At 39.5% G+C, this 26,298-nt stretch carries 28 protein-coding genes; all 28 read right to left on the reverse strand.

The genetic code is table 11. From position 1 onward, the window contains the following. Window positions 1–42 precede the first annotated feature (42 nt). Window positions 43–1,851 carry a DNA primase gene (gene dnaG, locus ABE65_RS14330; RefSeq protein WP_066396257.1) on the reverse strand — a complete coding sequence of 603 codons (1,809 nt, stop codon included), beginning with the start codon at window positions 1,849–1,851 and terminating at the stop codon, window positions 43–45. A gap of 59 nt (window positions 1,852–1,910) precedes the next feature. Further along, window positions 1,911–2,378: a YaiI/YqxD family protein gene (locus ABE65_RS14335; RefSeq protein ID WP_066396259.1), complete on the reverse strand. Its 468-nt coding sequence runs from the start codon at window positions 2,376–2,378 to the stop codon at window positions 1,911–1,913. A gap of 187 nt (window positions 2,379–2,565) precedes the next feature. Then, complete coding sequence (locus ABE65_RS14340) at window positions 2,566–3,381, reverse strand: pyruvate, water dikinase regulatory protein (RefSeq protein WP_066396260.1); 816 nt, start codon at window positions 3,379–3,381, stop codon at window positions 2,566–2,568. Between the two features lie 18 nt (window positions 3,382–3,399). Then, window positions 3,400–4,083 (reverse strand): transcriptional regulator CcpN, encoded by a 684-nt coding sequence (locus ABE65_RS14345; RefSeq protein WP_228116167.1) that lies wholly within the window; start codon window positions 4,081–4,083, stop codon window positions 3,400–3,402. Between the two features lie 67 nt (window positions 4,084–4,150). Further along, a complete protein-coding gene (gene recO / locus ABE65_RS14350) occupies window positions 4,151–4,894 on the reverse strand; it encodes a DNA repair protein RecO (RefSeq protein WP_066396265.1) in 744 nt (247 codons plus the stop codon). A 48-nt stretch (window positions 4,895–4,942) separates the two neighbouring features. Next, complete coding sequence (locus tag ABE65_RS21580) at window positions 4,943–5,086, reverse strand: YqzL family protein (protein WP_082861442.1); 144 nt, start codon at window positions 5,084–5,086, stop codon at window positions 4,943–4,945. Window positions 5,087–5,392: 306 nt separating this feature from the next. Then, entirely contained in the window at window positions 5,393–6,301 is a 909-nt protein-coding gene (era, locus tag ABE65_RS14355) for a GTPase Era (protein ID WP_066396268.1), read from the reverse strand. Continuing rightward, window positions 6,294–6,692 carry a cytidine deaminase gene (locus ABE65_RS14360; RefSeq protein ID WP_066396270.1) on the reverse strand — a complete coding sequence of 133 codons (399 nt, stop codon included), beginning with the start codon at window positions 6,690–6,692 and terminating at the stop codon, window positions 6,294–6,296. The genes era and ABE65_RS14360 overlap by 8 nt, the downstream gene beginning before the upstream one ends. A 7-nt stretch (window positions 6,693–6,699) precedes the next feature. Then, window positions 6,700–7,086 (reverse strand): diacylglycerol kinase family protein, encoded by a 387-nt coding sequence (locus ABE65_RS14365; protein WP_066396274.1) that lies wholly within the window; start codon window positions 7,084–7,086, stop codon window positions 6,700–6,702. Next, a complete protein-coding gene (gene ybeY / locus ABE65_RS14370) occupies window positions 7,083–7,550 on the reverse strand; it encodes an rRNA maturation RNase YbeY (RefSeq protein ID WP_066396275.1) in 468 nt (155 codons plus the stop codon). The genes ABE65_RS14365 and ybeY overlap by 4 nt, the downstream gene beginning before the upstream one ends. Further along, window positions 7,547–9,667 carry an HD family phosphohydrolase gene (locus tag ABE65_RS14375; protein WP_066396277.1) on the reverse strand — a complete coding sequence of 707 codons (2,121 nt, stop codon included), beginning with the start codon at window positions 9,665–9,667 and terminating at the stop codon, window positions 7,547–7,549. The genes ybeY and ABE65_RS14375 overlap by 4 nt, the downstream gene beginning before the upstream one ends. Before the next feature lie 190 nt (window positions 9,668–9,857). Beyond that, the gene (locus ABE65_RS14380; protein ID WP_066396279.1) at window positions 9,858–10,820 is read right to left on the reverse strand and encodes a PhoH family protein; all 963 of its coding nucleotides are present in this window, start codon (window positions 10,818–10,820) and stop codon (window positions 9,858–9,860) included. A gap of 5 nt (window positions 10,821–10,825) precedes the next feature. Further along, window positions 10,826–12,016 carry a sporulation protein YqfD gene (gene yqfD / locus ABE65_RS14385; protein ID WP_066396281.1) on the reverse strand — a complete coding sequence of 397 codons (1,191 nt, stop codon included), beginning with the start codon at window positions 12,014–12,016 and terminating at the stop codon, window positions 10,826–10,828. Between the two features lie 26 nt (window positions 12,017–12,042). Beyond that, the gene (gene yqfC, locus ABE65_RS14390; RefSeq protein WP_066396284.1) at window positions 12,043–12,324 is read right to left on the reverse strand and encodes a sporulation protein YqfC; all 282 of its coding nucleotides are present in this window, start codon (window positions 12,322–12,324) and stop codon (window positions 12,043–12,045) included. 72 nt (window positions 12,325–12,396) lie between these two features. Next, window positions 12,397–12,828: a hypothetical protein gene (locus ABE65_RS14395; RefSeq protein WP_066396285.1), complete on the reverse strand. Its 432-nt coding sequence runs from the start codon at window positions 12,826–12,828 to the stop codon at window positions 12,397–12,399. 2 nt (window positions 12,829–12,830) lie between these two features. Beyond that, entirely contained in the window at window positions 12,831–13,838 is a 1,008-nt protein-coding gene (gene floA, locus ABE65_RS14400) for a flotillin-like protein FloA (protein WP_066396287.1), read from the reverse strand. A gap of 21 nt (window positions 13,839–13,859) precedes the next feature. Next, complete coding sequence (locus tag ABE65_RS14405; RefSeq protein ID WP_066396288.1) at window positions 13,860–15,188, reverse strand: NfeD family protein; 1,329 nt, start codon at window positions 15,186–15,188, stop codon at window positions 13,860–13,862. 101 nt (window positions 15,189–15,289) lie between these two features. Further along, on the reverse strand, window positions 15,290–15,733 hold the full coding sequence (locus tag ABE65_RS14410) for a GatB/YqeY domain-containing protein (RefSeq protein ID WP_066396290.1): 444 nt from the start codon (window positions 15,731–15,733) through the stop codon (window positions 15,290–15,292). Window positions 15,734–15,753: 20 nt separating this feature from the next. Continuing rightward, on the reverse strand, window positions 15,754–15,927 hold the full coding sequence (rpsU, locus tag ABE65_RS14415; protein WP_066237650.1) for a 30S ribosomal protein S21: 174 nt from the start codon (window positions 15,925–15,927) through the stop codon (window positions 15,754–15,756). 147 nt (window positions 15,928–16,074) lie between these two features. Continuing rightward, complete coding sequence (deoC, locus tag ABE65_RS14420; RefSeq protein ID WP_066396294.1) at window positions 16,075–16,749, reverse strand: deoxyribose-phosphate aldolase; 675 nt, start codon at window positions 16,747–16,749, stop codon at window positions 16,075–16,077. A gap of 164 nt (window positions 16,750–16,913) precedes the next feature. Continuing rightward, window positions 16,914–18,266 carry a tRNA (N(6)-L-threonylcarbamoyladenosine(37)-C(2))-methylthiotransferase MtaB gene (gene mtaB / locus ABE65_RS14425; RefSeq protein ID WP_066396295.1) on the reverse strand — a complete coding sequence of 451 codons (1,353 nt, stop codon included), beginning with the start codon at window positions 18,264–18,266 and terminating at the stop codon, window positions 16,914–16,916. 5 nt (window positions 18,267–18,271) lie between these two features. Next, window positions 18,272–19,024: a 16S rRNA (uracil(1498)-N(3))-methyltransferase gene (locus ABE65_RS14430; protein ID WP_066396296.1), complete on the reverse strand. Its 753-nt coding sequence runs from the start codon at window positions 19,022–19,024 to the stop codon at window positions 18,272–18,274. Between the two features lie 17 nt (window positions 19,025–19,041). After that, a complete protein-coding gene (gene prmA, locus ABE65_RS14435; protein ID WP_066396297.1) occupies window positions 19,042–19,983 on the reverse strand; it encodes a 50S ribosomal protein L11 methyltransferase in 942 nt (313 codons plus the stop codon). A gap of 289 nt (window positions 19,984–20,272) precedes the next feature. Continuing rightward, entirely contained in the window at window positions 20,273–21,385 is a 1,113-nt protein-coding gene (gene dnaJ, locus ABE65_RS14440) for a molecular chaperone DnaJ (RefSeq protein ID WP_066396303.1), read from the reverse strand. 172 nt (window positions 21,386–21,557) lie between these two features. Continuing rightward, window positions 21,558–23,390 (reverse strand): molecular chaperone DnaK, encoded by a 1,833-nt coding sequence (gene dnaK, locus ABE65_RS14445; RefSeq protein ID WP_066396306.1) that lies wholly within the window; start codon window positions 23,388–23,390, stop codon window positions 21,558–21,560. A gap of 34 nt (window positions 23,391–23,424) precedes the next feature. Then, a complete protein-coding gene (gene grpE, locus ABE65_RS14450; protein WP_066396308.1) occupies window positions 23,425–23,997 on the reverse strand; it encodes a nucleotide exchange factor GrpE in 573 nt (190 codons plus the stop codon). Window positions 23,998–24,022: 25 nt separating this feature from the next. Further along, window positions 24,023–25,048: a heat-inducible transcriptional repressor HrcA gene (gene hrcA / locus ABE65_RS14455; protein WP_066396310.1), complete on the reverse strand. Its 1,026-nt coding sequence runs from the start codon at window positions 25,046–25,048 to the stop codon at window positions 24,023–24,025. An 80-nt stretch (window positions 25,049–25,128) separates the two neighbouring features. Then, window positions 25,129–26,274: a radical SAM family heme chaperone HemW gene (gene hemW, locus ABE65_RS14460; RefSeq protein ID WP_066396312.1), complete on the reverse strand. Its 1,146-nt coding sequence runs from the start codon at window positions 26,272–26,274 to the stop codon at window positions 25,129–25,131. Window positions 26,275–26,298 lie beyond the last annotated feature (24 nt).

Below are 26,298 nucleotides of genomic sequence, written 5' to 3' on the forward strand. Positions count from 1 at the left end.
TCGATCCCCTCCTTCCAAAACTTCAACCATCCTACATCCCGATTATTTAAGAGATCTTTTCATTCTCATAATATCTTGGGCAATTTGGGCTGCCAGTTTTATTTCATTCCTTCTTATTGCGTCTTCTTGCTGCTTTTCTTTTTCTTGTATCTCTCGCAATAAAGGATAGCTAGAAATAATACGAATATAATCCGCGAGCTCAATTTCATTCAGCTCTTCACTGATTGTAAGCATCGCTAATTCTGAAGCTAACTTTCTTAATTTGTCATCATCGATACGCTGCATGAACAACCCTACATTGGGTTTATTTCCTTCTTCATAAAAGGCATATAAGTAAGCAGCAATCGCATTATGTTCTTCAACATTAAAGCCTGATTCCAACTTTTCTTGAATTAGAAAAGCGGCTTCCTCACTTTTTAACATATGAGCAAGAACAATACGCTCAGCATTCAGGTTTCTCGGCAACAATGACTTTTGCAAAAGTGTTTGTATTCTAAAATTATTATCCCGCTTTTTAGGGCCGTTATCCTTAGACCTTTGCAGTTGCTTGAAAGTCTGAGTCTGCTGTTGTTTTAATGCATCTAATGACAGATTGAATTCAGAAGCGATCTGGCGGAGATAATGATCTCGTTCAACCGCTTTTGGCAGACGCGCAATTTCTTGGATAATCTCTTCGATATAGATCATCCGTTCTCCTTCATCTCGAAGGTTTTTACCGCGTCTGTAATATTGTATTTTAAATGCCATCACAGTTAGGCTAGCCCCTATTATATCTTTTAAAAACGAATCGCTTCCAAATTGCGAAATATAGTCATCGGGGTCCATTCCGTCAGGCATCTGTGAAATTTTCACGGTACAGCCTTGTTTTGTTAAAATTTCTGAAGCTCGAAACGCAGCTTCAACACCTGCTCGGTCAGAGTCATAGCAGATTGTGACAGATTGAACATTTCGTTTCAGAATGGCTGCATGATCATCCGTTAACGAAGTACCTAATGAAGCAACACCATTTGTAACTCCAGCTCGATAGGCTGCAATAGTATCTACATACCCTTCAAAGATAACAGCATGTTGTTTCTGCCTCATCTCTGCACGTGCAAGGTTTAAACCATAAAGAGTCTTTCCCTTTTGGAAAATCTTTGACTCTGGACTGTTAAGGTACTTCGGCTCGTCCTTTCCGTCTAAAACCCGGCCACCGAAAGCGACCACTGCACCAGTACGATCCCAAATCGGAAACATGACTCGGTTTCTAAATCGATCATATGGTTTCCCATCAGACTGTCTCTTGCCGATCAACCCAACTTTTTCAGCGATGTGTAGATCCATTCCTCGCTTTTGGAGAAATTGGGATGCGGTCTCCCATGAATCTGGCGCAAAACCAATTTGGAACCGCTCGATGGATTCTCTAGTGAATCCTCTCTTCTCCAAATATTCTAAAGCCGGCCTACCTTGTTTTGTGTGAAGTAAACAGTGATGATACAATTTAGCCAACAACTCATGAATCTCAGTCATCGCTTTTTTCTCGTCAGAGCTTTTCTCGGAGAAGTTTTGCTGATGAATTTGAGGAAGTTCGATGTCACTTTTTTTCCCAAGCTGCGTTACAGCTTCAATAAAAGAGTACCCTTCAATGTTCATCAAAAAAGAAAAAACATTGCCTCCTGCTCCACAACCGAAACAATGGTAAATCTGTTTTTCAGGTGAGACAGAAAAGGATGGTGACTTTTCCCCATGAAAAGGACATAGACCAAAATAATTTCTGCCTTGTTTCTTTAGAGGAACATAATCGCTGATCACGTCAACAATTTCACTTGATGACCTGACCTTCTCTATTAAATCCTCAGGTATACGTTCCATATAACCACCACAGAATCTCTGTTTCTTTTAGACACTAGATATATATTCGTGGCACAATTCTATTTTCCTTCAACATTCGACAGGATTTCGCAAAAAACTGTGCAGAATCTTTCTGTGTCCTCTTTTTTAAATTTAGCAGGTCCTTTTGAATGCTTACCAGAACGCCTCGCTTTTGCAGACATGTAACGTTCATGGAGAACTTGTTCCATTTCATTCTCTTGGAAGTGTTTCCCTCTTGGGGTGATAACGTAAACCCCTTTTGAAAGAAGAAGGCTTGCGAGGGCATGATCTTGAGTCACAACAAGATCATTTCTTCTAGAATGATTATGTATGTAAAGATCCACTTCTTCAGGACTTGCATCAACCAATATCCAGCGACCAGGTTGGTCCGAGTTACTCGCGTGAGCGTAAGATGTAACAAATATGGGTTCGAAATCAAACATTTTGGAGAACTTGAATATTTCTTCCTTTATCACAACAGGACAAGCATCTGCATCTACAAATACATTACCAATTATTTTTTCCATATTCTTATGTTCTACTTTGACAGTGATTCTCCTTCATATGAGAGCATTTACCATGAATAAGCATACTCAATTTATCACTATTTTGGACAAACTTATAAAATTTAATCACAATGTAATATTATAATAAAACTCTACCCGTTTTACCAGTAAAATGATGAAAATAAAAAAAGCGCAAATCCTTTGCGCTTTATTTATAAGACTTTCCTTGAAACAAATTGTAGATCACATTAGCAGATTCTTCGACAGCTTTATTAGAGACCTCTACTACTCTGCATCCGATCTGATCAACAATCTTGTTAAAATAGACGAGCTCATGCTTGATTCTTTCCATGTTTGCGTAGTTTGCTTCAGAGTTCAAGCCCAGCGCTTTCAATCGTTCTCTACGAATATCGTTTAATTTCTCAGGCGTTATCTTAAGGCCAAAACATTTGTTTGGTGAAACTTTAAACAATTCTTCTGGTGGTTCAACTTCGGGAACAATCGGTACATTCGCGACCTTTAAACGTTTATGAGCTAAGTATTGTGAAAGGGGTGTTTTTGAAGTTCTTGAAACACCGATTAAAACTACATCTGCTTTTAATATGCCTCTAGGATCTCTCCCATCGTCATACTTTACGGCAAACTCAATGGCTTCTACTTTCCGAAAGTAATCATCATCGAGTTTATGCACGACTCCGGGTTCATATCTCGGAACTTGGTTCAGCCTCGATTGCAGTTGATTCATAATAGGTCCCATGATGTCCACAGTAGGGATGTTGTGTAACGCAGCCTGCTTCGCAACGTAATCGCTTATTTCAGGCACAACAAGTGTAAACGCAATGATTCCGTTGTGATCCTTCGCTAGTGAGATGACTTCATCAATCGTCTCTTTATCTTCCACATAAGGAACTCTCTTAATCTCTATTCCATTTGAATTAAATTGGCTCGCCGCCGCTTTAACAACCAACTCTGCCGTTTCTCCGACTGAATCCGAGACGACATATACGATAGGACGTCCTGTCATGTTGGCCTCCCCATTCAATTATAATAATTCGTCATGTGCTAGTTCTACAAATGCTTTTGTAATATTCGTCTTTGTAATCCTGCCAACTACATCAAGACCACTCTCATCGTCTGAGCGTTTTACAACTGGAAGACAATCAATTTGTTTTCTGATCAAGATGTGTGCGATGTCTAAAAGATAATCTTCTTTAAAACAATATGTGATATTAGGCATTCTTGTCATAATAATGTTAATCGGGATACTGTTGATCTCTTGTTTCCCCATACTTGCTCTTAATAAATCTTTTCGTGAAGCCACTCCAGCAAGATGTCCGTTCTTATTTATGATAAATAGAGTGCCAACATCCTCCAAGAACATCGTACATATCGCTTCATAGACCGTTGCTGAATCTTGAACAACAACAGGCATCGATGTAAATTCCGCAACTTTAATTTTTTTTATTTTTTCTGTCAGGAGCTGTGAACCTGTCTTTCCCGTATAAAAATATCCCACTCTTGGCCTTGCATCTAAATATCCTGCCATCGTTAGAATGGCAAGATCGGGTCTGAGCGTTGCTCTTGTGAGATCTAATTGATCTGCGATTTGTTCGCCTGTAATCGGCCCATTATCCTTAACAATTTCAATGATTTTTTGCTGCCTCTTATTAAGTTCGATCGTGTACACCACCTTTTGCCGCATCCAATGTGTTATACTTATTCTCATTATTATAACCTATTTATGAGAGAAAGCGAACTAAAAAAACTGTAAAGAATATAAGCTTCACAGTTTTTTACGATAAGTCATCTAATTGTTTCAGAAACTTCTTCGATTTTAAAAATACTCCTGAATATTCGTCCATATATGCATCAAACAACATTCGGAGCTCTCTTTTCGTTTCTTTTTTTAAAGAAACGTTTCCAAGCCTCGCGAGATCAAGGTGATAGAACATATGAAGCAGTTTTACTGCTCCCCGTGAGATCCGCATTCTGTATGGATCTTTATAGGAGCACCTCTCACAAAGAAAACCCCCTTCTCTGATAGAGAAAGAAAAATCGCCATCTGTAGAGTGACATGAAACACATCTACTCAGTTCAGGTACGATTCCGGACGTTTTCATTATTTTCATTTCGAATAAAAAAGTGATAACTTCGGGATCAATACCATGATTGATATATTCTAAGGATTGTTTGATCCATCCGAAAAGGTCTGGTTTAAGATCATCTTCAGATGTATTTCTATCTAAAAGTTCTGCTAGATAAGCTGCGTACGCTGTTTTTACAAGGTCTTCTCTTATTTTTCGAAAAGAAGAAAGGGCTTCACCTTGTTGTAAAGTTCCAAGCCCTCTACCTTTTTGAAAAACAAAAATTCCGTATGTAAAAAGTTGCGTAATGGAAGTAAAGCGGCTTTTGGGCTTTTTGGCTCCTCTTGCCATTACGCCGAGTTTCCCAAATTCTTTTGTATACAAAGTGATGATCGTATTGGATTCACCATACGGAATGGTTTTAATAACTATTCCTTCCACTTTATAAAGCAAGGTAAATCACCACCCTCTCAAATCTAAGAAGGCACCGTAGTTACTCAATTAATGAAATGGAGGTTCCTCAAGAGACTCTTCATAAGGAATAACTGCTGATAGTGCTGTTATTTCATGGTCTAGCTCTTTGTATAACAAATAGGTATCAATACTGCCCGTCTCACAGAATACTTTCCAAGTAAATTCTTTCATGTTTGGACACACCTTTCTATTTGTTTCTCTCCTTAATAACTAGGTTCACCTTTATTGTTTATTTCATGTCAAGGAAATTTTAACAGTTTTTTACTTTAGCTGTATTCACCAAATTGAAAGTGGTTGATCCCCATTCTGGATGCTCGCTTTCCGCGGGGCGGGCGGTGAGCCCCCTTGCCGCTACGCACCTTGAGGGGTCTCACCTGTCCCACTCGTCCCGCAGGAGTCTCGCATCCTGCATTCCAATCAACCATACAATGATGACAAACAAACTTAGAAATAATTAAGTATGATCTTTAGTAAAAATTAATACTCATCCTCGTTGAAGCCGAACTCGGTTAGCTGCTTTTGGCGGTTTCTCCAGTCGGTTTGTACTTTTACGTACAATTCTAAAAAGACACGCGAGCCTAAGAGAGTTTCAATATCTGCTCTTGCTCTTTTTCCGACCTCTTTTAGCATCTTTCCTTGTTTACCGATGATGATTCCTTTTTGAGACGATCGTTCTACGATGATTGTTGCGTTTACAAATACGACGTTCTTTTCTTCCCGTACTTTCATCTCTTCAATAACTACAGCTACAGAATGAGGAATTTCTTCACGAGTAAGATGTAGTACTTTCTCGCGTATCAATTCTGCCGTAATAAAGCGCTCAGGATGATCGGTCACTTGGTCTTCAGGGTAAAATTGTGGCCCTTCTTCCATATAAGAAACGATCTGTTCAAGAAGTGTGTCTACGTTATTTCCGTTAAGAGCGGAAATAGGCACAACTTCAGCAACGTCTAACTTATTTCTATACATATCGATCAACGGCAAGAGTTGATCAGGATGTACTTTATCGATTTTGTTTATGACTAGGAATACTGGATTCTTCACGTTTTGAAGTCTGTCGATGATAAACTGATCACCACGCCCATATCCTTCTTCTGCATTAATAACAAATAGGATAAGGTCGACTTCATTTAACGTCTGCTGAGCAGTTCTCGTCATAAAATCGCCTAACTTGTGTTTTGGTTTATGGATACCAGGTGTATCAATAAAGATAACTTGGGACTCATCTGTTGTATAAACTGCTTGTATCTTATTTCTTGTTGTTTGAGGCTTGTCACTCATTATGGCGATTTTTTGTCCGATCACTTTGTTTAAAAGAGTGGATTTACCTACGTTAGGTCTGCCGATAATCGTTACAAAACCTGATTTATAGCCTTCTTTAGTCATTTAGATCCTCCGGTGAGAATGCACCAGGCAATAAATCTTTTACTAAGATCTCCTGTACATCACCTTTAAGGTTCGTTAGATAAACAGGCATTTCTGGCGGACATAATTCAGAGATAACTTGTCGGCATGCCCCACAAGGAGGTACAGGTCGCTTCGTATCTGCTACAACAGCGATTGCACTGAACTTCGTGTCACCTTCTGTATACGCTTTAAATAATGCCGTACGTTCAGCACAACATGTTAAACTGTAGGCCGCGTTCTCAATATTCGCTCCGTTATATACTTTACCATCAGCCGTTAGAAGAGCTGCACCTACTTGAAACTTAGAGTAAGGTACGTAAGCCTTTTCACGTGCGAGTTTTGCTTGTTCCATCAATTGTTCTTTATTCATTACTCTTTCACCTTCTTAACAAAAATAGCTTCATACTATCTATCAGCGGTTCAATAAATAGCAGTATACCGATTATAACAGCAAATATTGAAAAAACCAAAACTGCACCTGCAGCAGCATCTTTTGCTTTTTTTGCGAGTGGATGTTTTTTCTCCGTTATGAGATCGACCACGCTCTCAACCGCTGTGTTCACAAGTTCAAGCGATAGTACGATTCCGATCACAATAAACAAAAGGACGAATCTTTCTTTAGAAAAATCAAGTGCAACCGCGAAAATAATCACGATTACACTTATAAAGGTATGGATCTTAAAATTTTGTTCTGATTTAAACGTTGAGATGATTCCTGTAAAAGCAAAACCAAAACTTGAGAACAACTTTTTCCAATCGATCATCTTTTCAGACCATATTGCTCCAAAATTTCTTCTTGTCTTCCAAACATTCTTTTTTCATCTTCCTCATTCATATGGTCATAGCCTAATAAATGCAAGAAGCCGTGAACCGCAAGAAAGCCCATTTCTCTCTCTAATGAGTGTCCGTACTCTTCCGCTTGCTCTTTCGCAACATCTAGACAGATGATAATATCGCCTAAGAACCTTGTTTCTTCACCGCCGATGATCTCTGTCTCGTCTTCACCCATTTCTTCCATAGCAAAAGAAATAACATCTGTCACACTATCTTTTTGTCTGTATTCCTTGTTTATTTCTTGAATTCTTTCTTTTGTCACGATCGTTATGGATACTTCTGCTTGACCTGTTTCTTCCATCTCTGCTGCTTTTTCAAGAACATTGCTTAATAGCTCTTGAAATTCAGTGCTGTTTTCATCGATTTCGTTCAAATATTCAACATGTAGCATCATTGTTTCTCCACCTTTTTTGTTTCTTCTGGATACTCAATTCTGGAATGAAAAATTCCTTTTAACGTTTCAGTAAGTGTTTTTGCAACTATGTCTAGTTCTTTCAGCGTGATATCACATTCATCGAACTGACCATCTTCTAGCCTGTCGTTAATAATTTTACGAATGATTCCATCGATCTTAACCGGTGTAGGTTTCGAAAGCGATCGAACGGCTGCTTCAACAGCATCAGAGATCCCGATGATGGCAACTTCTTTCGTTTGAGCTTTTGGCCCAGGATATCGGAAGTCTGATTCTGATACTTCCTTATCTGTGAGTTGAACAGCTTTATGATAGAAAAATTTTAGTAATGTCGTTCCATGGTGTTGCTCGGCGATATCAATGATCTCTTTCGGAATCTTTTCTGCTCGCAGCATATCAGCTCCATCATATGGGTGTGCTGTGATGATCGTCTTACTTAACTGTGGTGCTATCTTATCATGCGGGTTGTCCATATTCATCTGATTTTCAATAAAAAAGTGTGGTCTTTTTGTTTTTCCAACATCATGGTAGTAGGATCCTACTCTAGCTAATAAACCATTAGCGCCAATAGACTCACACGCCGCTTCTGAAAGATTGGCGACCATGATGCTATGGTGATACGTGCCTGGTGCTTCCATGAGAACTTTTCTTAGGATGGGATGGTTAGGATTCGAAAGCTCGATCAACTTCGTTACAGATAAAATGTTAAACGACGATTCAATGACGGGTAGAAGCCCAAGGGTTAGTACAGCTGAAATAAAACCCGATATGGCTGCACAACCAAGATCTAAACCAATCTGCAGTGATGTGAATTTTCCGTTTTGCAATAACAGCACACTCGCTACTGTTAGGATGGCTATAAAAGAAACGAAAAATCCAGCTTGCAAGATTTTCGAACGTTGTTGCGTTTTTCCTAAAAACACGATCCCTGAAATACCGTTAAACAAGACATACATACTCATGATAAAGTTAAAATTTCCTGCTGTTTGTTCATTAAAGATCAGTGCAGCACTTAGTGCAAAGATTATCGTAGACACAACTGCAAGCTCTTCGTTGAACAACATCTTGATCATCATCGCACCTGCTGCAACAGGAACAGCATACATGAGGCTCATAAGACCGAGTTCGGTACTAACACTCAACACTTTCATCACAACGAGAGTTAAGGTAAACAAAAGCGCATAGATGGTTACATATTTTCGAAAATGCTCTTTTTCACGCTCTTCTTTCATAAAATAATATAAACCAGCCATTACGATCAATACAAAAAGGAATAGACCGTAATACGGATATGTTTTCATTTCTTGATCTAACAATCCAACCTTTTTTAGCCGATCAAAGATCTCAGGCGTGATCACTGCACCGCTTTTTACGAGAACTTCTCCCTCTCTGATCACTACTTCCTCTACTTTGTCGCTCGCTTCTTTACGTTTTTGACGTGTTTTCTCTGTATCTAACGTTCGATTGGCGATAATAAAACTTCGTGTGATCTCTTCTGTCGCATTTCGAAGGGAATAAGGGAGATTATTATCACGTATGAGCTGAATGGCTTCACTTCTCGCTTCTTCCACTTCTTCGACCATGATGGGCTCTGATAACACTTTGTTCACAACATCAGGAGCTAAACTTTTCACATTGTTTAATTCAGCTTTACTTGCTTCAGCAAGTGCAATATACGTTTCATCAGATATATCTGATTTATTGATTGAATCTTTTAATTGAATCACTTTTTGATCTAAACTAAGAGTCGTCTCGTCTTCCTTTTTTTTCTTCTCTTCAGAATCGTTAATGGTTATGACTATATCAAGTAAGTCATCCAAAGCTTCGGCTTGCACTAAAGCGAGGTCTTTATTAAACGTATACTCATTCTTAACACTTTCTTCCGCCAGTTTCTTTCTGGCTTCTGTCTGATCTTCTAACGGAATCGTGATAGGTGATTGAATATCACGTGGCGAACGCTCATAAACGTTAACATCTACAACATTAGGAGTTACGTTACTGACTAAAAGAGAAAAAAGAATGATACCCATTACGATGAAAGATACTGTTGCTACACTCAAACGAAAGTAATTAGACAAAAGATGCCTGAAATTGGCCAAACGCTACCACTCCTTAAACTGTACATCCTATTCTAATCTTAGCAAAAGTTGGTCAATTATGGTACTTCTCAAAAAGAAAAGCTTGGTTAATCGGTATATGTATTCAATTTTCCACTAAATCCCTTCATACATACAGAAAGAGTATAATGATCCATTCAGAATAAAAAAAGACTCCAAACGGATGGAGTCCTTAATCTTCGTATGTTTCATATGCTTCGATAATCCGCTGCACAAGTGGATGACGAACTACATCCAGTTGTTTTAAGTATATAAAATCAATGCCTTTAACGCTTTCAAGCCTTTTTTCGGTTACTTTTAATCCCGATTCTTTCCCGCGAGGAAGATCAATCTGTGTAAGATCACCTGTGATGACCATCTTCGATCCAAAACCAAGACGCGTTATAAACATCTTCATCTGTTCTGGTGTAGTATTTTGAGCCTCATCTAAAATAACAAAGCTTTCATCAAGGGTACGCCCTCTCATGTACGCCAACGGGGCAATTTCAATCGTCCCACGCTCGATTAGCCTCTCAGTATGTTCTGCTCCTAGAAGATCATGTAGAGCATCATAGAGCGGACGCAGATAAGGATCTACTTTCTCTTTAAGATCACCCGGGAGAAACCCTAAGCTCTCACCTGCTTCAACCGCAGGACGTGTAAGCACGATCTTTTTCATCTTACCTTCTTTTAACGCGTTGACTGCCATAACTACCGCAAGATAGGTTTTTCCTGTACCAGCAGGACCGACACCAAAAACAAGGTCGCGCTTTCTCATAGACTGCACATAATGACGCTGTCCTAGTGTTTTTACGCGGATTGGTTTTCCTTTTGCAGTAACTGCAATATCTTCTTCATAAAGTTCACTTAATTCATCAAGCATATTTTTTTCGGCAAGCTGAACAGCATAAACAATGTCTCTTTCTGAGATCTTGATTCCTTTTCGAACCAATTTCAACAAGACAGACAATGTCTCTTCAACCATTTCTGCTTTATTCAATTCACCTGATACTAAAATGTCTTCTCCTCTGGTGACGATACTTACGTTGAGCTTGTCTTCAATCACCTTTAAAAAAGCATCGTTAGGACCAAAGAGTGATGCTGCTTCTGTCGTATTTTCGAGTTGTAATGAATTAAGTCTTTTCGTTTCTGACAAACTACTCATTCTCCTTGTTGGATAGGTATAGGTTGTGCAGATGCAATATTTTCAATTACTTGGTAGAGCATCGTTAATTTAACTTTACCATTCGAGACGTTTTGTTGCCAAACTTTTTCACCATTAATTTTTGCATCATGGGGTAATTTTTTTGAAAGTTCTTTCTTTGCCATCTTTTTTCCTACTTCGATTGCCTCGGCTTTACTATAAGAACGTTTTACTCCGTCGGTTTCCCTGATCTCTTTCTTTACATAAGAAAACGGGGTTTTCCACTTAGCTAGATAAAGAGGTGATTCATTTCTCGTTTCCGTTTTAGCTTTAAATTCACCTTCTGAAAATCCATATACAGGAACATTCATTCCAAAAAGTGAAACATAATGCCTATTCTTATATTTACCGGTATATGTTTGAAAAGAAGTGTTTAACGGGACTTCGACCTCTGTCTGATACCAGACTTCTCCCCAAATTTTACCTTTCGCACTTACAAGCTCTGGTTTTTTTTCTTTTCCGATCAAACCTGATACTAACAATGATCCTTTCTTAACATAGTCGTTAACTCCTACAATAGGTTGTCCCTTTTCCACGAATACAGAGTGAATAACAGCTTCCTTTGTAGCGACAAGATGTCTCGGTCCTGTAATTTCCTTCGCTTCTGGTATCTCCTTTTCGACCACTTCAAACCGGTATGATGTACCTCGTTGAGTAACACCGATCCACGTAACATTATCCATCTTCTCTGTTAGATCTCGCTGTATCTCTCTAACATTCGGCAGCAAAAAAATAAATTTCCCCTTTGTTACTCCAAGTTCTACCGCAGCTTTTCTTAACTCGTATTCTGTCTTAGGATTTGCCCCCGTGACATTAATATTCCAAATCATATTAGATAATAAAAATAATAGACAAATAAACGAGAGCATACCGAGGATAAACCCGTTCCTCTTCCACATTCTCTTCAGAAGAAAAGGCGTTCCTTTCTTTTCTTTTATCCTGATCTTTAATTTATTCTCTTTTAATATAGCTCTTGCTTTTTGTACATCTGAAACAGAAATAGAGACGAGTGCGCGGTTGTGATCAAGAGGTTGTATATCCCATATTCCAATTCCTGATTGTATGCAAGTATTGATAAATGAACTAGAATCTTGTCCAATAATTTCTAGCCTTACATACCCTTTAAAATGGTTCCATTTTGTCTTCATCTTGTCCCTCCCTGTTTTTAAGATGATTATTCGTTTTCAAAATCAACTGAAGAGATCGTACCCTCTAACAAAATTTCTTCAGGTAAAATCGTTTTGATCACAAACTCACTTCCTTTTATATGAATCACGCCTTGTTTTAGTTTGAGTGTGAGCTGTTCATTCGAGAAGGCCTTAACCCCTCTATGGTTCTCAATATAGATGTGCAGTTGTCCGATCATCGTGATCCGGGGTAAGTCCATCACTACATCTGCAGGTAGCTCAAGGTTTTGCATCATCCATTTGTTTACTTGCTGCCGCAATTTGCCCATAAAAAAACCCCCTCTCTCCATTTTTATGAGAGAAGGGGTAAAACTATCACTCTTATTACGTGTTACCTTTTGTTAAGAACGCTTTTGCAGTGCCTTAGGCTTAGAAAGAATCTCCGACCATATGATCGCTTTTTGTAACTCTTGTTGATCTACTTTAAAATCGTTCATTATTTTATCTTCTTTATCTTGATATCGGTTAGAGGCTTTTTCTGTTCGAGCCTTTTTCACATCACGTGAAGACTGCTCATATACTTTTTGATCGATTTTACTTTTTTGGATATCAATCGCTTCTTTAACTTCTTTAATTTTTTGGGGCTCAGTGGGCACCCCAAACGGTGAAACTGTTTGTTTGGGTGCTTCTGTTCGTTGGCGATTAGGTTCTTTACGTTTCGTTTCTTTCATTTCTTTTTGGCGTTTAAAGACACTATAAATTCCGCCTGCGATCAGAATAACAAAAGCGATATTAGCAAAAAGAATTTCAATAATCGCTTCTATAATATTCATACTTACAACTTCCGTCCTTTATCATCATTCTCTTTATCAGGGTTTGATGACTTGCTGATTGATTCGCGCATCGTAGTGTCTGCCATGATGTTCTTCATGTTCATATAATCCATAAAACCCATGTTACCTGAACGAAGCGCTTCTGCTAATGCCATTGGCACTTCTGCTTCTGCTTCTACAACTTTTGCTCTCATCTCTTGAACTCTAGCTTTCATCTCTTGTTCTTTCGCTACGGCCATCGCACGTCTTTCTTCTGCTTTTGCCTGAGCAATATTCTTATCGGCCATCGCCTGATCTGTTTGAAGTTCCGCCCCAATGTTCTTGCCGATATCGATGTCTGCAATATCAATGGATAGAATCTCAAAAGCTGTTCCAGCATCCAATCCTTTAGAAAGGACCGTTTGTGAGATCAGATCCGGGTTCTCAAGTACTTTTTTATGTGTTGCAGAAGAACCAATCGTACTAACGATTCCTTCTCCTACACGGGCGATTATCGTTTCTTCACCAGCTCCACCTACTAGACGATCAATATTTGCACGAACAGTAATTCTTGCTTTTGCTTTTACTTCAATCCCGTCCAATGCAACACCGGCGATAAACGGTGTTTCTATCACTTTAGGGTTAACACTCATCTGAACAGCTTCGAGAACATCACGCCCCGCAAGATCAATGGCAGCTGCTCTTTCAAAGCTTAGTTCAATATTGGCACGATGTGCTGCAATCAAAGCATTTACGACTCTGTCAACATTTCCTCCAGCTAGATAGTGACTTTCGAGCTGGTTCGTACTTAAATCAAGTCCCGCTTTTACAGCTTTAATTAGCGGATTAATTACACGGTTCGGGATAACTCTTCTTAACCTCATCCCAACTAATGTAAAGATTCCTACTCTAACTCCTGCAGCCAATGCAGAAATCCATAACATGACGGGTACAAACGTAAATAACACAGCTAGAGCGATTACAATCAATCCGATGACTACAATGCTGGCGATCGATCCGAATTCTAACATCTACACACTCTCCATTCTTTTTTATTCATTATTTTCTATTTCTCTCACTACAACACGTCCACCTGATGCTTTGATAATCTTTACAGGCGTTCCTTTTTCAATATACGATCCTTCTGTCACTACATCTATGAACTCATCATCAAGTCTTAAACTTCCAGAAGGTCGCAGTGTTGTAGCAGTGACGCCGATCCTGCCTGTTAAGTCTTCTCGTTCTTTATGAGATAAGTATCCTTTTTCAGAGCTAGTAGAATCAAATAGAACAAGTTTCTTTAAAGAACCGTTATAGCCAAATGATCGTAAAAAGAAATAAGATCCAATGATTGTTACAACGATCGCGATTGCAATCGAGATCAAAATTCCTGATAAAGATCCTCCTGCCATGATCAATCCTGTTAACACTGCCAACACCCCCAGTATACCGATTATACCACCAGGCAGAAACAATTCTAAGATCAGCAAGACAAGTCCAACACCAAATAGTATGAGTGCTTCCCAACCGGCTAGACCTGCTATCATATGTCCGTAAAAGAACAACAATAATGATAATGCACCGATAGAGCCTGCTATTCCAAAGCCAGGTGTGTAAAGCTCTAAAACGAGCCCAAGGCTTCCTAATGATAAGAGAATAGGCACTACGACAGGGTTAGTAACAAAGCGTGCTACCTTATCAGCAAAAGTAGGATTAGATTCTAAAACTTTAGCCTCATCCAGATTCAGATAAGCTAAGAGTTCTTGACGATCTTCTGCGATTTTTTCAGCATAGCCTACTTTCAGTGCTTCACTGGCTGTAAGCGTAAGCAATTCCCCTTTTTCTACGCCTAGTTCAGGGATCTCAACGTCTGGGTCTACCATCGCCTCAGCATAAACCGGAGTTCTTTCATTCAGCTCTGCTGCTGCTAGCATTTCTGCTTTCCATGCAGACTCAGCTTTTTGTCCAGCGGTATTCCCTTGACTGTCGATCACTGCCGCAGATCCGATCGTAGTAGATGGCTTCATAACTATCTGATCAGCATTTAAAGCGATATACGCTCCTGCTGAGAAAGCGTTCTTAACCACATACGCTGTGATTGGAATTTCTGATTCTCTCATGACTTTTGCGATATGTAGTGCAGCGTCTACTCTGCCTCCAGGAGTATAAATCTCTAGAACGATATGATCGGTTCCATCTTTCTCTGCCTTATGGATACTGCGATCTAAGAAAGCTTCAAGGCCTCTTTCCACCTCATGTTCCACAGGTATGAACGTCACTGTCTTACCTTTACCTGCTGCAAATACTTGTGAAGTTGAGAGTACACCATAAATTCCCCAAATCAGACAAATTAAATAGATGAACAATCGAACCCTTTTCATGAACTAACACCCCCTTCACTCTATTTTACGTTAATTTGTGGAAAAAAGTTTCAAAAAATAAGAAAACGCCCTGTATAAATACAGAGCGTTTGTCATTTCAATTATGATAATTGTTGCTGTACAATACGGTTAACGAGTCCACCATCGGCTTTCCCTTTAACTTTGGGCATAAGAGCCCCCATAACTTTACCCATATCCGCTTTAGAAGAAGCACCAATTTCAGAAATCGTTTGAGCAACTATTTCTTGTAGTTCTTCTTCAGACAGCTGTTTTGGTAAATATGGCGTAAGAACAGCGATTTCATCTTGAAGTCCAGCGACTAGATCATCGCGGCCAGCTTTTTCGAATTCTTGGAGGGAGTCTTTTCTTTGTTTCATTTCGCGTACAAGAACGGTAAGCTCTTCTTCCTCGTTTAATTCACGTCCTTGTTTGATGGCTTCATTTTGAAGTGATGCCTTAAGCATGCGAATTACTGAAAGTTTCTGCTTGTTCTTGTCCTTCATCGCTTGTTTCATATCTTGGTTTAATTCATTAAGAAGACTCATATTACTAACTTACACCCCGCTTAGAACTTACGCTTTCTTGCTGCCTCAGCCTTCTTCTTACGCTTTACGCTTGGCTTTTCATAATGCTTGCGCTTTTTAACTTCAGCCAATGTTCCATCTTTGGAAACGGATCTTTTAAAACGACGAAGAGCATCATCAATGGATTCATTCTTGCGAATACGTGTTTCTGCCATTTGTATTTCCCTCCCTCCAGACCACCCTTACATAAAGTAAAGATGCGTCACATATCTTTTGCCATTATAATATATCCTTGCAGTACGGTCAACTTAATTTAAACAAGTTGGTCTTAGGAGATAAGGTAAATGACTTAAAAGTAAAAATTAATAATCGGAAGTAGAAGTTCCGCCTTCAACAATCGCGATTCCAGCGCTTGCACCGATACGTGTAGCACCTGCATCGATCATAGCTAAAGCCGTCTCACGGTCACGTACAGCACCAGAAGCTTTCACACCGATGTTCGGACCAACTGTCTCACGCATCAATTTAATGTCTTCTACCGTTGCTCCACCTGTAGAGAATCCTGTTGATGTTTTTACAAAATCGATACCTGCTTTAACTGCAATCTCACATGCTTTCACTTTTTCTTCGTTTGTAAGAAGAGAAGTTTCGATGATCGCTTTTGTTAAAGCTTTACCTTTAGCAGCTTCAACAACTGCACGAACATCTTGTTCGACTAACTCGTAGTTTCCATCTTTTAATGCACCGATGTTGATAACCATATCTACTTCAGTTGCACCGTTTTCAATTGCATTCTTCGTTTCGAAAGCTTTAACTTCTGGAGTGTTTGCACCTAACGGAAAACCAATTACAGTACAAACTGCTACGTCAGAATCTTTTAATTGTTCGAATGCTGTATAAACCCAAGTTGGATTAACACAAACAGAAAAGAAATTATATTTTTTAGCTTCCTCACAAAGAGTTAAGATTTCTTTCTTTGAAGTTTCAGCTTTTAATGCTGTATGGTCGATCATTCTTGCAACGTTTAAATTGCTCATTTCAACAAACCCTTTCTAAATAAAAAAATTAAACACCGTTAGTATCATAACAAATTTTTCGACATAAATCGAGCACGATAAAAATATTTACAGTGAGGGGACAGCTAACACTTCGAATCCTCAAGTTTGATTAAAAAAACATCCTGGGCTTGAACTCCAGGATGTTAGCTTGAAACAGCTTGCTTTAGGATTTCTTCCATTTCTTGTTTTACAAATACACCTTTATTATAAGGATACCCAGCTTCAGTGATTTTCACTTTAACCAATTTACCAATCATATCTTCGTTTCCTTCAAACAAAACTTTAAGATAATTCGGAGTGTATCCTACGTATAGTTTGTTTGTAGGATCTTCTTTAAACGCCTCTTCAGGAATTACTTCCACAACTGTATCTTCATAGTTGGATGCATATTCTTTTGCTAATTGATCAGATAGAGCGATCAGCTTGTGTACACGTTCGTTTTTAATATCTTCTGGAACTTGATCTTCCATCTTTGCAGCTGGAGTACCCGTACGTTTGGAATAAGGGAATACGTGAAGTTCCATAAATTTATGTTTCTCGATGAAACGATACGTTTCCATAAACTCCTCTTCTGTCTCTCCCGGAAAACCAACAATAACATCTGATGTTATCGCAAGTCCTGGAAGAGCCTCTTTTAAACGGTCTAATCTTTCACCGAACATCTCCATCGAATATTTTCGTCTCATTCGTTGAAGCACAGTGTTTGACCCTGATTGCAGGGGTATGTGCAGATGAGGAACTACTTTATCAGATCTACCCATAACTTCAATCACTTCATCAGAGATCTGACTAGCCTCAATGGATGAGATACGGATACGTTTTAATCCTGAGATGTTCTTATCAAGATCATCCAACAACTTCGCAAAAGAATAATCCTTCATATCTTCTCCGTATCCAGCAGTATGAATGCCGGTAAGAACGATCTCTTTATAACCAGAGTCCACAAGCTGCTGAGCCTGAGAAAGTACATCTTCCGGTTTCCGAGAACGAAGAAGACCTCTTGCCCAAGGAATAATACAGAACGTACAGAAATTATTGCATCCTTCTTGTATCTTGAGCGACGCTCTAGTTCGATCGGTAAATGCCGGAACATCTAGTTCCTCATAAACACGTGCTTTCATGATGTTAGACACACCATTGATAGGCATGCGTTCTTCTTTATACTGTTGAATGTAAGTAAGCATTTTAGAACGGTCTTGTGTACCGACTACAACGTCTACTCCTGGAATCGCCATAATTTCTGCAGGCGATGTTTGAGCATAGCAACCTGTTACACAAATAACAGCGTCCGGGTTTTTCCGGATAGCTCTTCGTATTACTTGTCTGCTCTTTTTATCACCAGTGTTCGTTACAGTACATGTATTGATGACATAGACGTCTGCTGTACTATCAAAATCAGTACGGTCATATCCTTCAGCTTGGAAAAGCTGCCAGATCGCTTCAGTCTCATAATGATTTACTTTACAACCTAATGTATGAAATGCTACGGATGGCATGATGATCACCCCTTTAATTCAAAATGATAAGAAATAGCTGATAACAAATACAATGGTGCTGTTTCGGTCCTTAAGATCCTCGGACCCAGTCCGCACAATAAAAAGCCATGATCATCAAGCAAGGCTGCTTCTTTCTCACTGATGCCACCTTCCGGACCGATCACACATAGGATTGAGTCTCCTATTTCAGCTGTACTTAGAGCAGAAGCAAAATGAGAGATTTCATTTTGTTTTGCTTCTTCCTCAAACGCAACGATTTTTATCTTATACTGTTCTGTCATTTTTAGCAAATCAGAAAAAGAACCAGGATTCAAAATGTCTGGAACCCGGTTTCTATGTGATTGCTCTGCCGCTTCTTTTGCAATTTTTTCAAGTCTTTCTTTTTTCTTAACTGCTTTTTTGTTATCCCATTTTACTACAGAACGGTCTGCTGCAAATGGAAAAAAGGAGAAAGCCCCGAGTTCGGTACCCTTTTGGATGATATACTCTAACTTATCCCCTTTTGGTAATCCTTGAGCAATGGTAACAGAGACAGGGAGCTCAGCACTTCTTTCAATTTCCTTTACGATCTTCGTCTGTACTTCGTTACCATCAACCTCTATGATTTCACACAAAGAAGTACGACCTTTGTTATCACAGCAGATGAAATCGTCTCCTACTTGCATTCTCATCACCTTTAAGATGTGCTTCGCATCATCCCCTGTAATTGTAACAGAGTCATCTTTCCAGTTTTCTGTTGAAACAAAGTACCTTTGCATGAAATGCACTTCCTATCCTATTCCTTATTTTGAGCAACGATCGCAACCCAATCTTCCATCTCTAATACTTCAACGATCTTGAAACCATGCTCTTCTAATTTCGCTCTAACGTCGCGCTTCTTACCTTGGATGATCCCAGACGTAATAAAATAACCACCTGGCTTTAAAACTTTTGCTGTATCTTCGACAAACAAGAGTATGATTTCTGCCAAAAGATTTCCTACTACAAGGTCAACTGGACCTTCAATCCCTTTTAGGAGATCATTCTGATCAACATGCACTCTTTCGTTTACTTTGTTTAGTTTCACATTCAATCGTGCAGAATTTACTGCAACTTCATCCAGATCATATGCCTCAACTTTATTGGCGCCTAACATAGCTGATGCAATGCTCAATACACCTGATCCTGTTCCCACATCAATGACAGAATCCCCTTCAGCTATATATTTTTCAATAGCTTGTAAGCTCATGACTGTTGTTGGGTGTGTACCTGTACCAAAGGCCATACCTGGATCAAGCTCAATAATAAGTTCATCAGAATGTACAGGTTTATAATCTTCCCATGTAGGAGTGATCGTGATCCGTTTCGAAATTTTTACGGGTTTGTAATACTTTTTCCAAGCGGTCGCCCATTCTTCCTCGTTCACTTCTGATATCGAAATTGTGTTTGCACCGATATCAATGTCGTATTTAACAAGGTTCGTGATCGCTTGTTTGATTTCTTCAACGGTTTCACCTAAAAAACTGTTAACGGGTAAGTAAGCTTTTAAAATGACACCTTCAGAAGGATAATCAGAAGGGTTCAGCTGATAGATTTCGCCAAATACGGATTGACGCTCTTTAGAGAGGTCATCTACATCCTCAATCACAACTCCACTAGCTCCCGCCTCATGTAAAATATTCGATACTGGTTCAACAGCTTCCTGAGTAGTGTGGATGCTAATCTCTGACCATTTCATCATATCAACTCCGTTTGTTAGTTTGGCTTTTAGAACATATTTATAGGTTATTACTTTGTTGCTCTTGTGAGTGGTTGATTTCCACTCCATGTGGCTCGATTTCCGCGGGACAGGCAGTGAGCCCTTTGCCGCTTTGCGCCGTTAAAGGTCTCACCTGACCGCCAGTCCCGCAGGAGTCTCGCCACCTTCCGTTACAATCAACCTGCTAAAGATGTTAATACATACAAAACAACAGGCTTTAGAAAGAGAATTATGAAAGCTTATTTAATGCATGTAGGAACAACTTATTTTACTCGCCTTTAAATGCGCGTTTGACTTTGTCGAAAAATCCATCTTGTTGTTCATCTGGCATGCTTCCGCTGATTTCTGAGAAGTCGCGTAGAAGCTGTTTTTGTTTTTCTGTTAGATTTTTCGGTGTAATGACTTTGATCTGGATATGTTGGTCACCTTGACCTCTTCCGTGAACGTTTTTAACACCTTTTCCTCTTAAGCGGAAATGAGTTCCGGTTTGTGTACCTGCTGGAATCTTCAGCTTAACTTTACCGTACAATGTTGGAACTTCAATCTCATCACCTAGTGCCGCTTGAGAGAACGTTAACGGCATCTCGCAAAGGATGTCATCTCCATCACGCTCGAAGAACTCATGATCAGCCACTTGGAAGACCACGTAGAGATCACCTGCAGGACCGCCGTTCACTCCTGCTTCACCATGTCCAGACATACGGATCTGCTGTCCGTTATCGACACCAGCTGGCACTTTAACAGAAAGCTTCTTGTTCTTGCGTACTTTCCCATTTCCATGACACGTCTTACATTTTTCTTTTATGATCTTCCCTTTTCCACTACAGTGATTACATACTCGGCGATTAACAATTCGACCGAACGGCGTATTCTGCTCAACGTTCAGCTGGCCACTACCGTTACAATGCGAACATGTTTCAGGCTTCGTTCCTGGCTTAGCTCCTGAACCATGACACGTTTCACAAGACTCTTCTGTTGGAATCTGAATTTCAGTTTCTTTACCGAAAACCGCTTCTTCAAAAGAAAGTCTAAGTCCAAACTGAAGATCGTTTCCTTGACGAGGACCGTTTGGATTTCTGCGACCTCCTCCTCCACCAAAAAACATATCAAAAATATCACCAAAGCCATCAAAACCAGCTCCTCCACCACCAAATCCTTGGTTCGGATCGGTATGGCCAAATTGATCATAATGCGCTTTCTTCTGAGGATCACTTAGTGTTTCATATGCATCTTTTACTTCTTTAAATTTATTTTCCGCATCTGCCTCTTTATTAACATCTGGGTGATACTTTCTGGCAAGTTTACGGTATGCTTTTTTCACCTCATCGTTTGAGGCATTTTTATCTAATCCAAGTACTTCGTAATAATCTCGTTTACTCATATAGGACACTCCCGAATTCTCACATAAAAGTTATCTTACCATTGAATACCACCTGACTCAAGACGAAAAGTGCAAAGGTTTTGTTACGGTCTTAAGTCCGATGTTGTCATCTTCAACTCAGAAAAAAAGTCAAAGTCAAGAGGACCTGACTTTGACTTTTATCTGCTAAGTGTTACTTTTTGTCGTCGTTTACTTCTTCATAATCAGCGTCAACGATGTTGTCATCGTTCTTCGTTGATTGTCCTTCTGCATCACCTTGTTGAGCTTGAGCTTGTTGAGCTGCTTGCTCATAAAGTTTTACAGAAAGTTGTTGAACGATTTCGCTTAAAGCGTCTTTTTCTTTCTTGATCGCTTCGATATCGTCACCTTCAAGAGCCTTTTTCAAGCTCTCTTTCGCTTCTTCAGCTTTTTTCACTTCAGCTTCGTCAACTTTGCCTTCAAGGTCTTTTAACGTTTTATCAACTGTGAACACAAGCTGATCTGCTTCGTTTCTAGTGTCGATCTCTTCACGTTTCTTCTTATCTGCTTCCGCATTTTCTTCAGCGTCTTTTACCATACGATCGATCTCTTCATCAGAAAGACCTGTAGAAGATTTAATCGTGATGGATTGCTCTTTGTTCGTTCCTAGATCTTTAGCACGTACGTTTACAATACCGTTCGCATCGATGTCAAAGCTTACTTCGATTTGAGGTACTCCACGTGGTGCTGGTGGGATCTCAGATAACTGGAATCTTCCAAGCGTTTTATTGTGTGCTGCCATCTCACGCTCTCCTTGAAGAACATGGATATCAACAGATGTTTGATTATCAGCAGCCGTTGAGAACGTTTGAGATTTTGAAGTTGGAATCGTCGTGTTACGATCGATCAATCGAGTAAACACGCCACCCATCGTTTCAATACCTAATGAAAGTGGTGTTACGTCAAGAAGAACAACATCTTTCACATCTCCAGCAAGTACTCCACCTTGAATAGCAGCACCAAGAGCAACAACTTCATCAGGATTTACTCCTTTATGCGGCTCTTTGCCAGTAAATTTCTTGATTGCTTCTTGTACAGCTGGGATACGAGTAGATCCACCAACAAGAATTACTTTGTCAAGGTCAGAAGGTGACATTCCAGCATCTTGAAGTGCTCTGCGAGTAGGTCCCATCGTACGCTCAACTAATTCTGAAGAAAGATCTTCAAATTTCGCACGAGATAAGTTTAATTCCAAGTGCTTAGGTCCAGAAGCATCAGCTGTGATGAACGGTAATGAAATTTGTGTAGTTGTTACACCAGAAAGGTCTTTCTTTGCTTTCTCTGCAGCATCTTTTAAACGTTGTAATGCCATCTTGTCTTGAGAAAGATCGATACCGTTCTCTTTTTTGAATTCGCTAACTAAGTGGTCGATGATCACTTGGTCAAAATCATCTCCACCAAGCTTGTTATCACCAGATGTTGCTTTTACTTCGAAGAATCCATCGCCTAGTTCAAGGATAGATACATCAAACGTACCGCCACCAAGGTCAAATACTAGGATTGTTTGATCTTCGTCTTTTTCAAGACCATAAGCTAGAGCTGCTGCTGTAGGCTCGTTTACGATACGCTCAACTTGAAGTCCAGCGATCTGTCCAGCGTCTTTAGTAGCTTGACGTTGTGCATCATTGAAATAAGCCGGAACGGTAATTACCGCTCTTTCAACTTTTTCTCCAAGATAGTCTTCAGCATGAGACTTTAACTTTTGCAAGATGATCGCAGAGATCTCTTGTGGTGTATAGTCTTTACCTTCAACTGTTTCTTTGTGATCTGTTCCCATGTAACGTTTGATCGACATGATCGTGTTCGGGTTCGTTACAGCTTGGCGTTTAGCTACTTCTCCAACGGAACGGTCTCCATCTTTAAACGCTACAACAGATGGTGTCGTACGGTTACCTTCCGGGTTTGGAATTACTACCGCTTCTCCACCTTCCATAACAGCTACACAAGAGTTTGTTGTACCTAAGTCAATACCGATGATTTTACTCATGTTTTTTCCCTCCATCATTCATATGTAGTTTTATCTACGCGTTTACTTTAACCATTGCAGGTCGAATAACTCGATCTTTTAACATATAACCTTTTTGCAGTTCCTCAATAACTGTATTGGACTCTGATTCAGAATCCTCCACTTGCATAACTGCTTGATGCAGGTTCGGGTCAAACGTTTGACCTACAGACGGAATTTCTGTCAGACCTTCTTGTTTCAATGCATCTGCTAATTGACGATAGACCATTTCCATACCTTGAATAAGGGTTTTAGTCTGATCGTTTGTAGCTTCAGTCTTCAAAGCACGCTCAAAGTTATCAAGTGCAGGTAATAACTGTTCAAGAAGACTTTGAGATTTATATTTAAGGCTCGCTGCCTGCTCTTCTCTCGTTCTGCGGCGGAAATTATCATAATCCGCTTGAAGGCGAAGATTCTTTTGGCTTGCTTCCTCAAGCTTTGCTTCTAGCTCTGAGATGCGCTGTTGTTCTTCAGTAAGAGTTTCTTCTGAAGCAGGTTCTACTTCTTCAACAACAACTTCTTCTGTTTCTGTTACTTCTTCATTCACATCAGTTTGAGTTTGATCTTGAGTGATGTCCTCTTTGTTCATGCTTTCACCTCCCTAAAATAATCCACTAATTTGAAAAATCGTTTAATCGGTTCGTCATTTCCTTTGATAATGAATCTAGTAAAGAAATGACCTTCTGATATTCCATTCTGGTTGGACCGATTAATGAGATCGTACCTATATGTTTACCATGCATCGTATAAGAGGCATTGATCACACTGCAGTTTTTCATCGCTTCGTGTTCGTTCTCTGTACCGATTCTTATGGTCAGCCCTTTTTGTGTCGATGACACAAGCTTTTCCATCAAATCACGCGTTTCTAGAAAATCTAGAAGCGGTCTAACTTTATCTAAATCTCTAAATTCCGGCTGTGAAAGCATATTTGTCTTCCCGCCATAAAAAAGCTTTTCCTTCTTGCTCCATAGAAGAAGCTGATCTAAGAAAACACACATGTTTTGATAATCTTTAAGATGCTTTTTAAACACCGCCGAAAGTTCTTTTTGTATACGTGTGTTCAATTCTATCAATCGAACACCTGCAAGTCTTTCGTTTAGAATATTCACAAGTTTTTCTAGTTCTGAAGGTTCAATTGTATCAGGCAGCACAATCTGTCTGTTCTCAACATGCCCTGTGTTCGTCACAAAAATCGCAACTGCCACTTGGGAAGAGATCGGAATGATCTGCATATGCTTCAACTTCATATCTAATGCGTTAGGTCCTAACACAACAGATGTATAGTTTGTCAGATCTGATAGAATCTTAGCTGATTGATCGAATAACGCCTCTGCTTCTTGCACCTTTTCTGTAAATAAGAGTTCTGAGTGGCCAATCTCACTTTCTTTCATAGATAGAGAAGGAAGTAAGTGGTCCACGTAAAATCGATATCCTTTTTCAGATGGTATTCTACCAGATGATGTATGGGTTTTCTCTAGAAAGCCAAGATCCTCCAAGTCCGCAAGTTCGTTTCGAATCGTTGCGGGACTGTAGGTAATGTCCTCTCGTTTAGAGATCGTACGGGAACCTACAGGCTCAACATGCTTAATATAGTCATCTATTAAAACACGAAGAATAAAGAGTTGTCGTTCCGTTAACATACCATCACCCCACTTGTTAGCACTCTTAAACAGCGAGTGCTAAATCTATAATATAAGTTACCAAAAGGTACTCTCCGTTGTCAATCTAAAACTACACCAATAAATTCTTGAAAGACTTCGTTACCTAAAGGTCTTCCATCCTTTGTTAAAACGAGAGTGTCTTCTCTTTGTTCAAGCCAACCTTTTTGAATGAGTCTTTGAATAGGTTCTTTATAGATATCAAACATGGATCTACCATATCGACTCATAAAAGTTGCATCAGAAACACCTTCCCCTTTACGAAGACCCATGAACATTTCTTCTTCCATCTTTTCAGATAGTGGAACTTGATGTTCTTCAATATACGGAAAACCATGTTCCTCGATCAAGTTCATATATTGTTTTAAGGGACCTGCATTTCTTCTTCTTGTTCCTTCTACGTAACTATGAGCTCCAGCACCTATGCCAAAATATTCGTTATTATTCCAGTATTGGAGATTATGCTTACTCTCAAACCCCGGAATTGCAAAATTGCTGATCTCATATTGTTTGAATCCTTTTTTATCAAGAGCCTCGATTAAATACTCATACATCGCAGCTTCAAGCTCCTGTTCTGGAAGAACCAACTTGCCTTTTTGAGCCAAGTTATAGAAAACGGTTTTCTTTTCAATCTGCAGCGAATAAGAAGAAATGTGAGGAACATCTAATGCTAATGCTTCATCTACCGATTCCTTAAACATTTCCATCGTTTGGCCGGGCAATCCAAACATGAGATCGATCGACATGTTATCAATGCCTGCTTTTTTTGCCTCTGCAACCGTAGAATAGATATCTTCTTTGTTATGTGTTCTTCCTAACTTTTTTAGCAAGGAAGATTGAAAAGCCTGAACACCAACACTTAACCGGTTAACTCCATTCGCTTTTAATACTGCGATCTTTTCTTTTGTTGTCTGCTCTGGGTTCGCTTCAACCGTAAATTCTATTAGAGATCTGTTACCGAGCACTTCATTCACATCACCCAAAAACGTTTGCAGCTGTTGTTCGCTCAAAGCGGTTGGTGTTCCACCACCTACGAAGATGGTTTCCATCTCATAATTCTTGAACCTCGTCGTAGTATGAATCATTTCTTTTTTCATAGATTGCAAATACTCATCTACTGGCTGCTGATGAATAAATATCTTGTTAAAATCACAATAGTGACAAATTTGTACACAGAATGGGATATGCAGATATGCAGCTTTAAGCAAGTTGTTCACCGCCTTTTTGTCTCA

Origin of the sequence: Fictibacillus phosphorivorans, from assembly GCF_001629705.1 — a bacterium.
In the GTDB taxonomy this organism is placed as follows: domain Bacteria; phylum Bacillota; class Bacilli; order Bacillales; family Fictibacillaceae; genus Fictibacillus; species Fictibacillus phosphorivorans_A.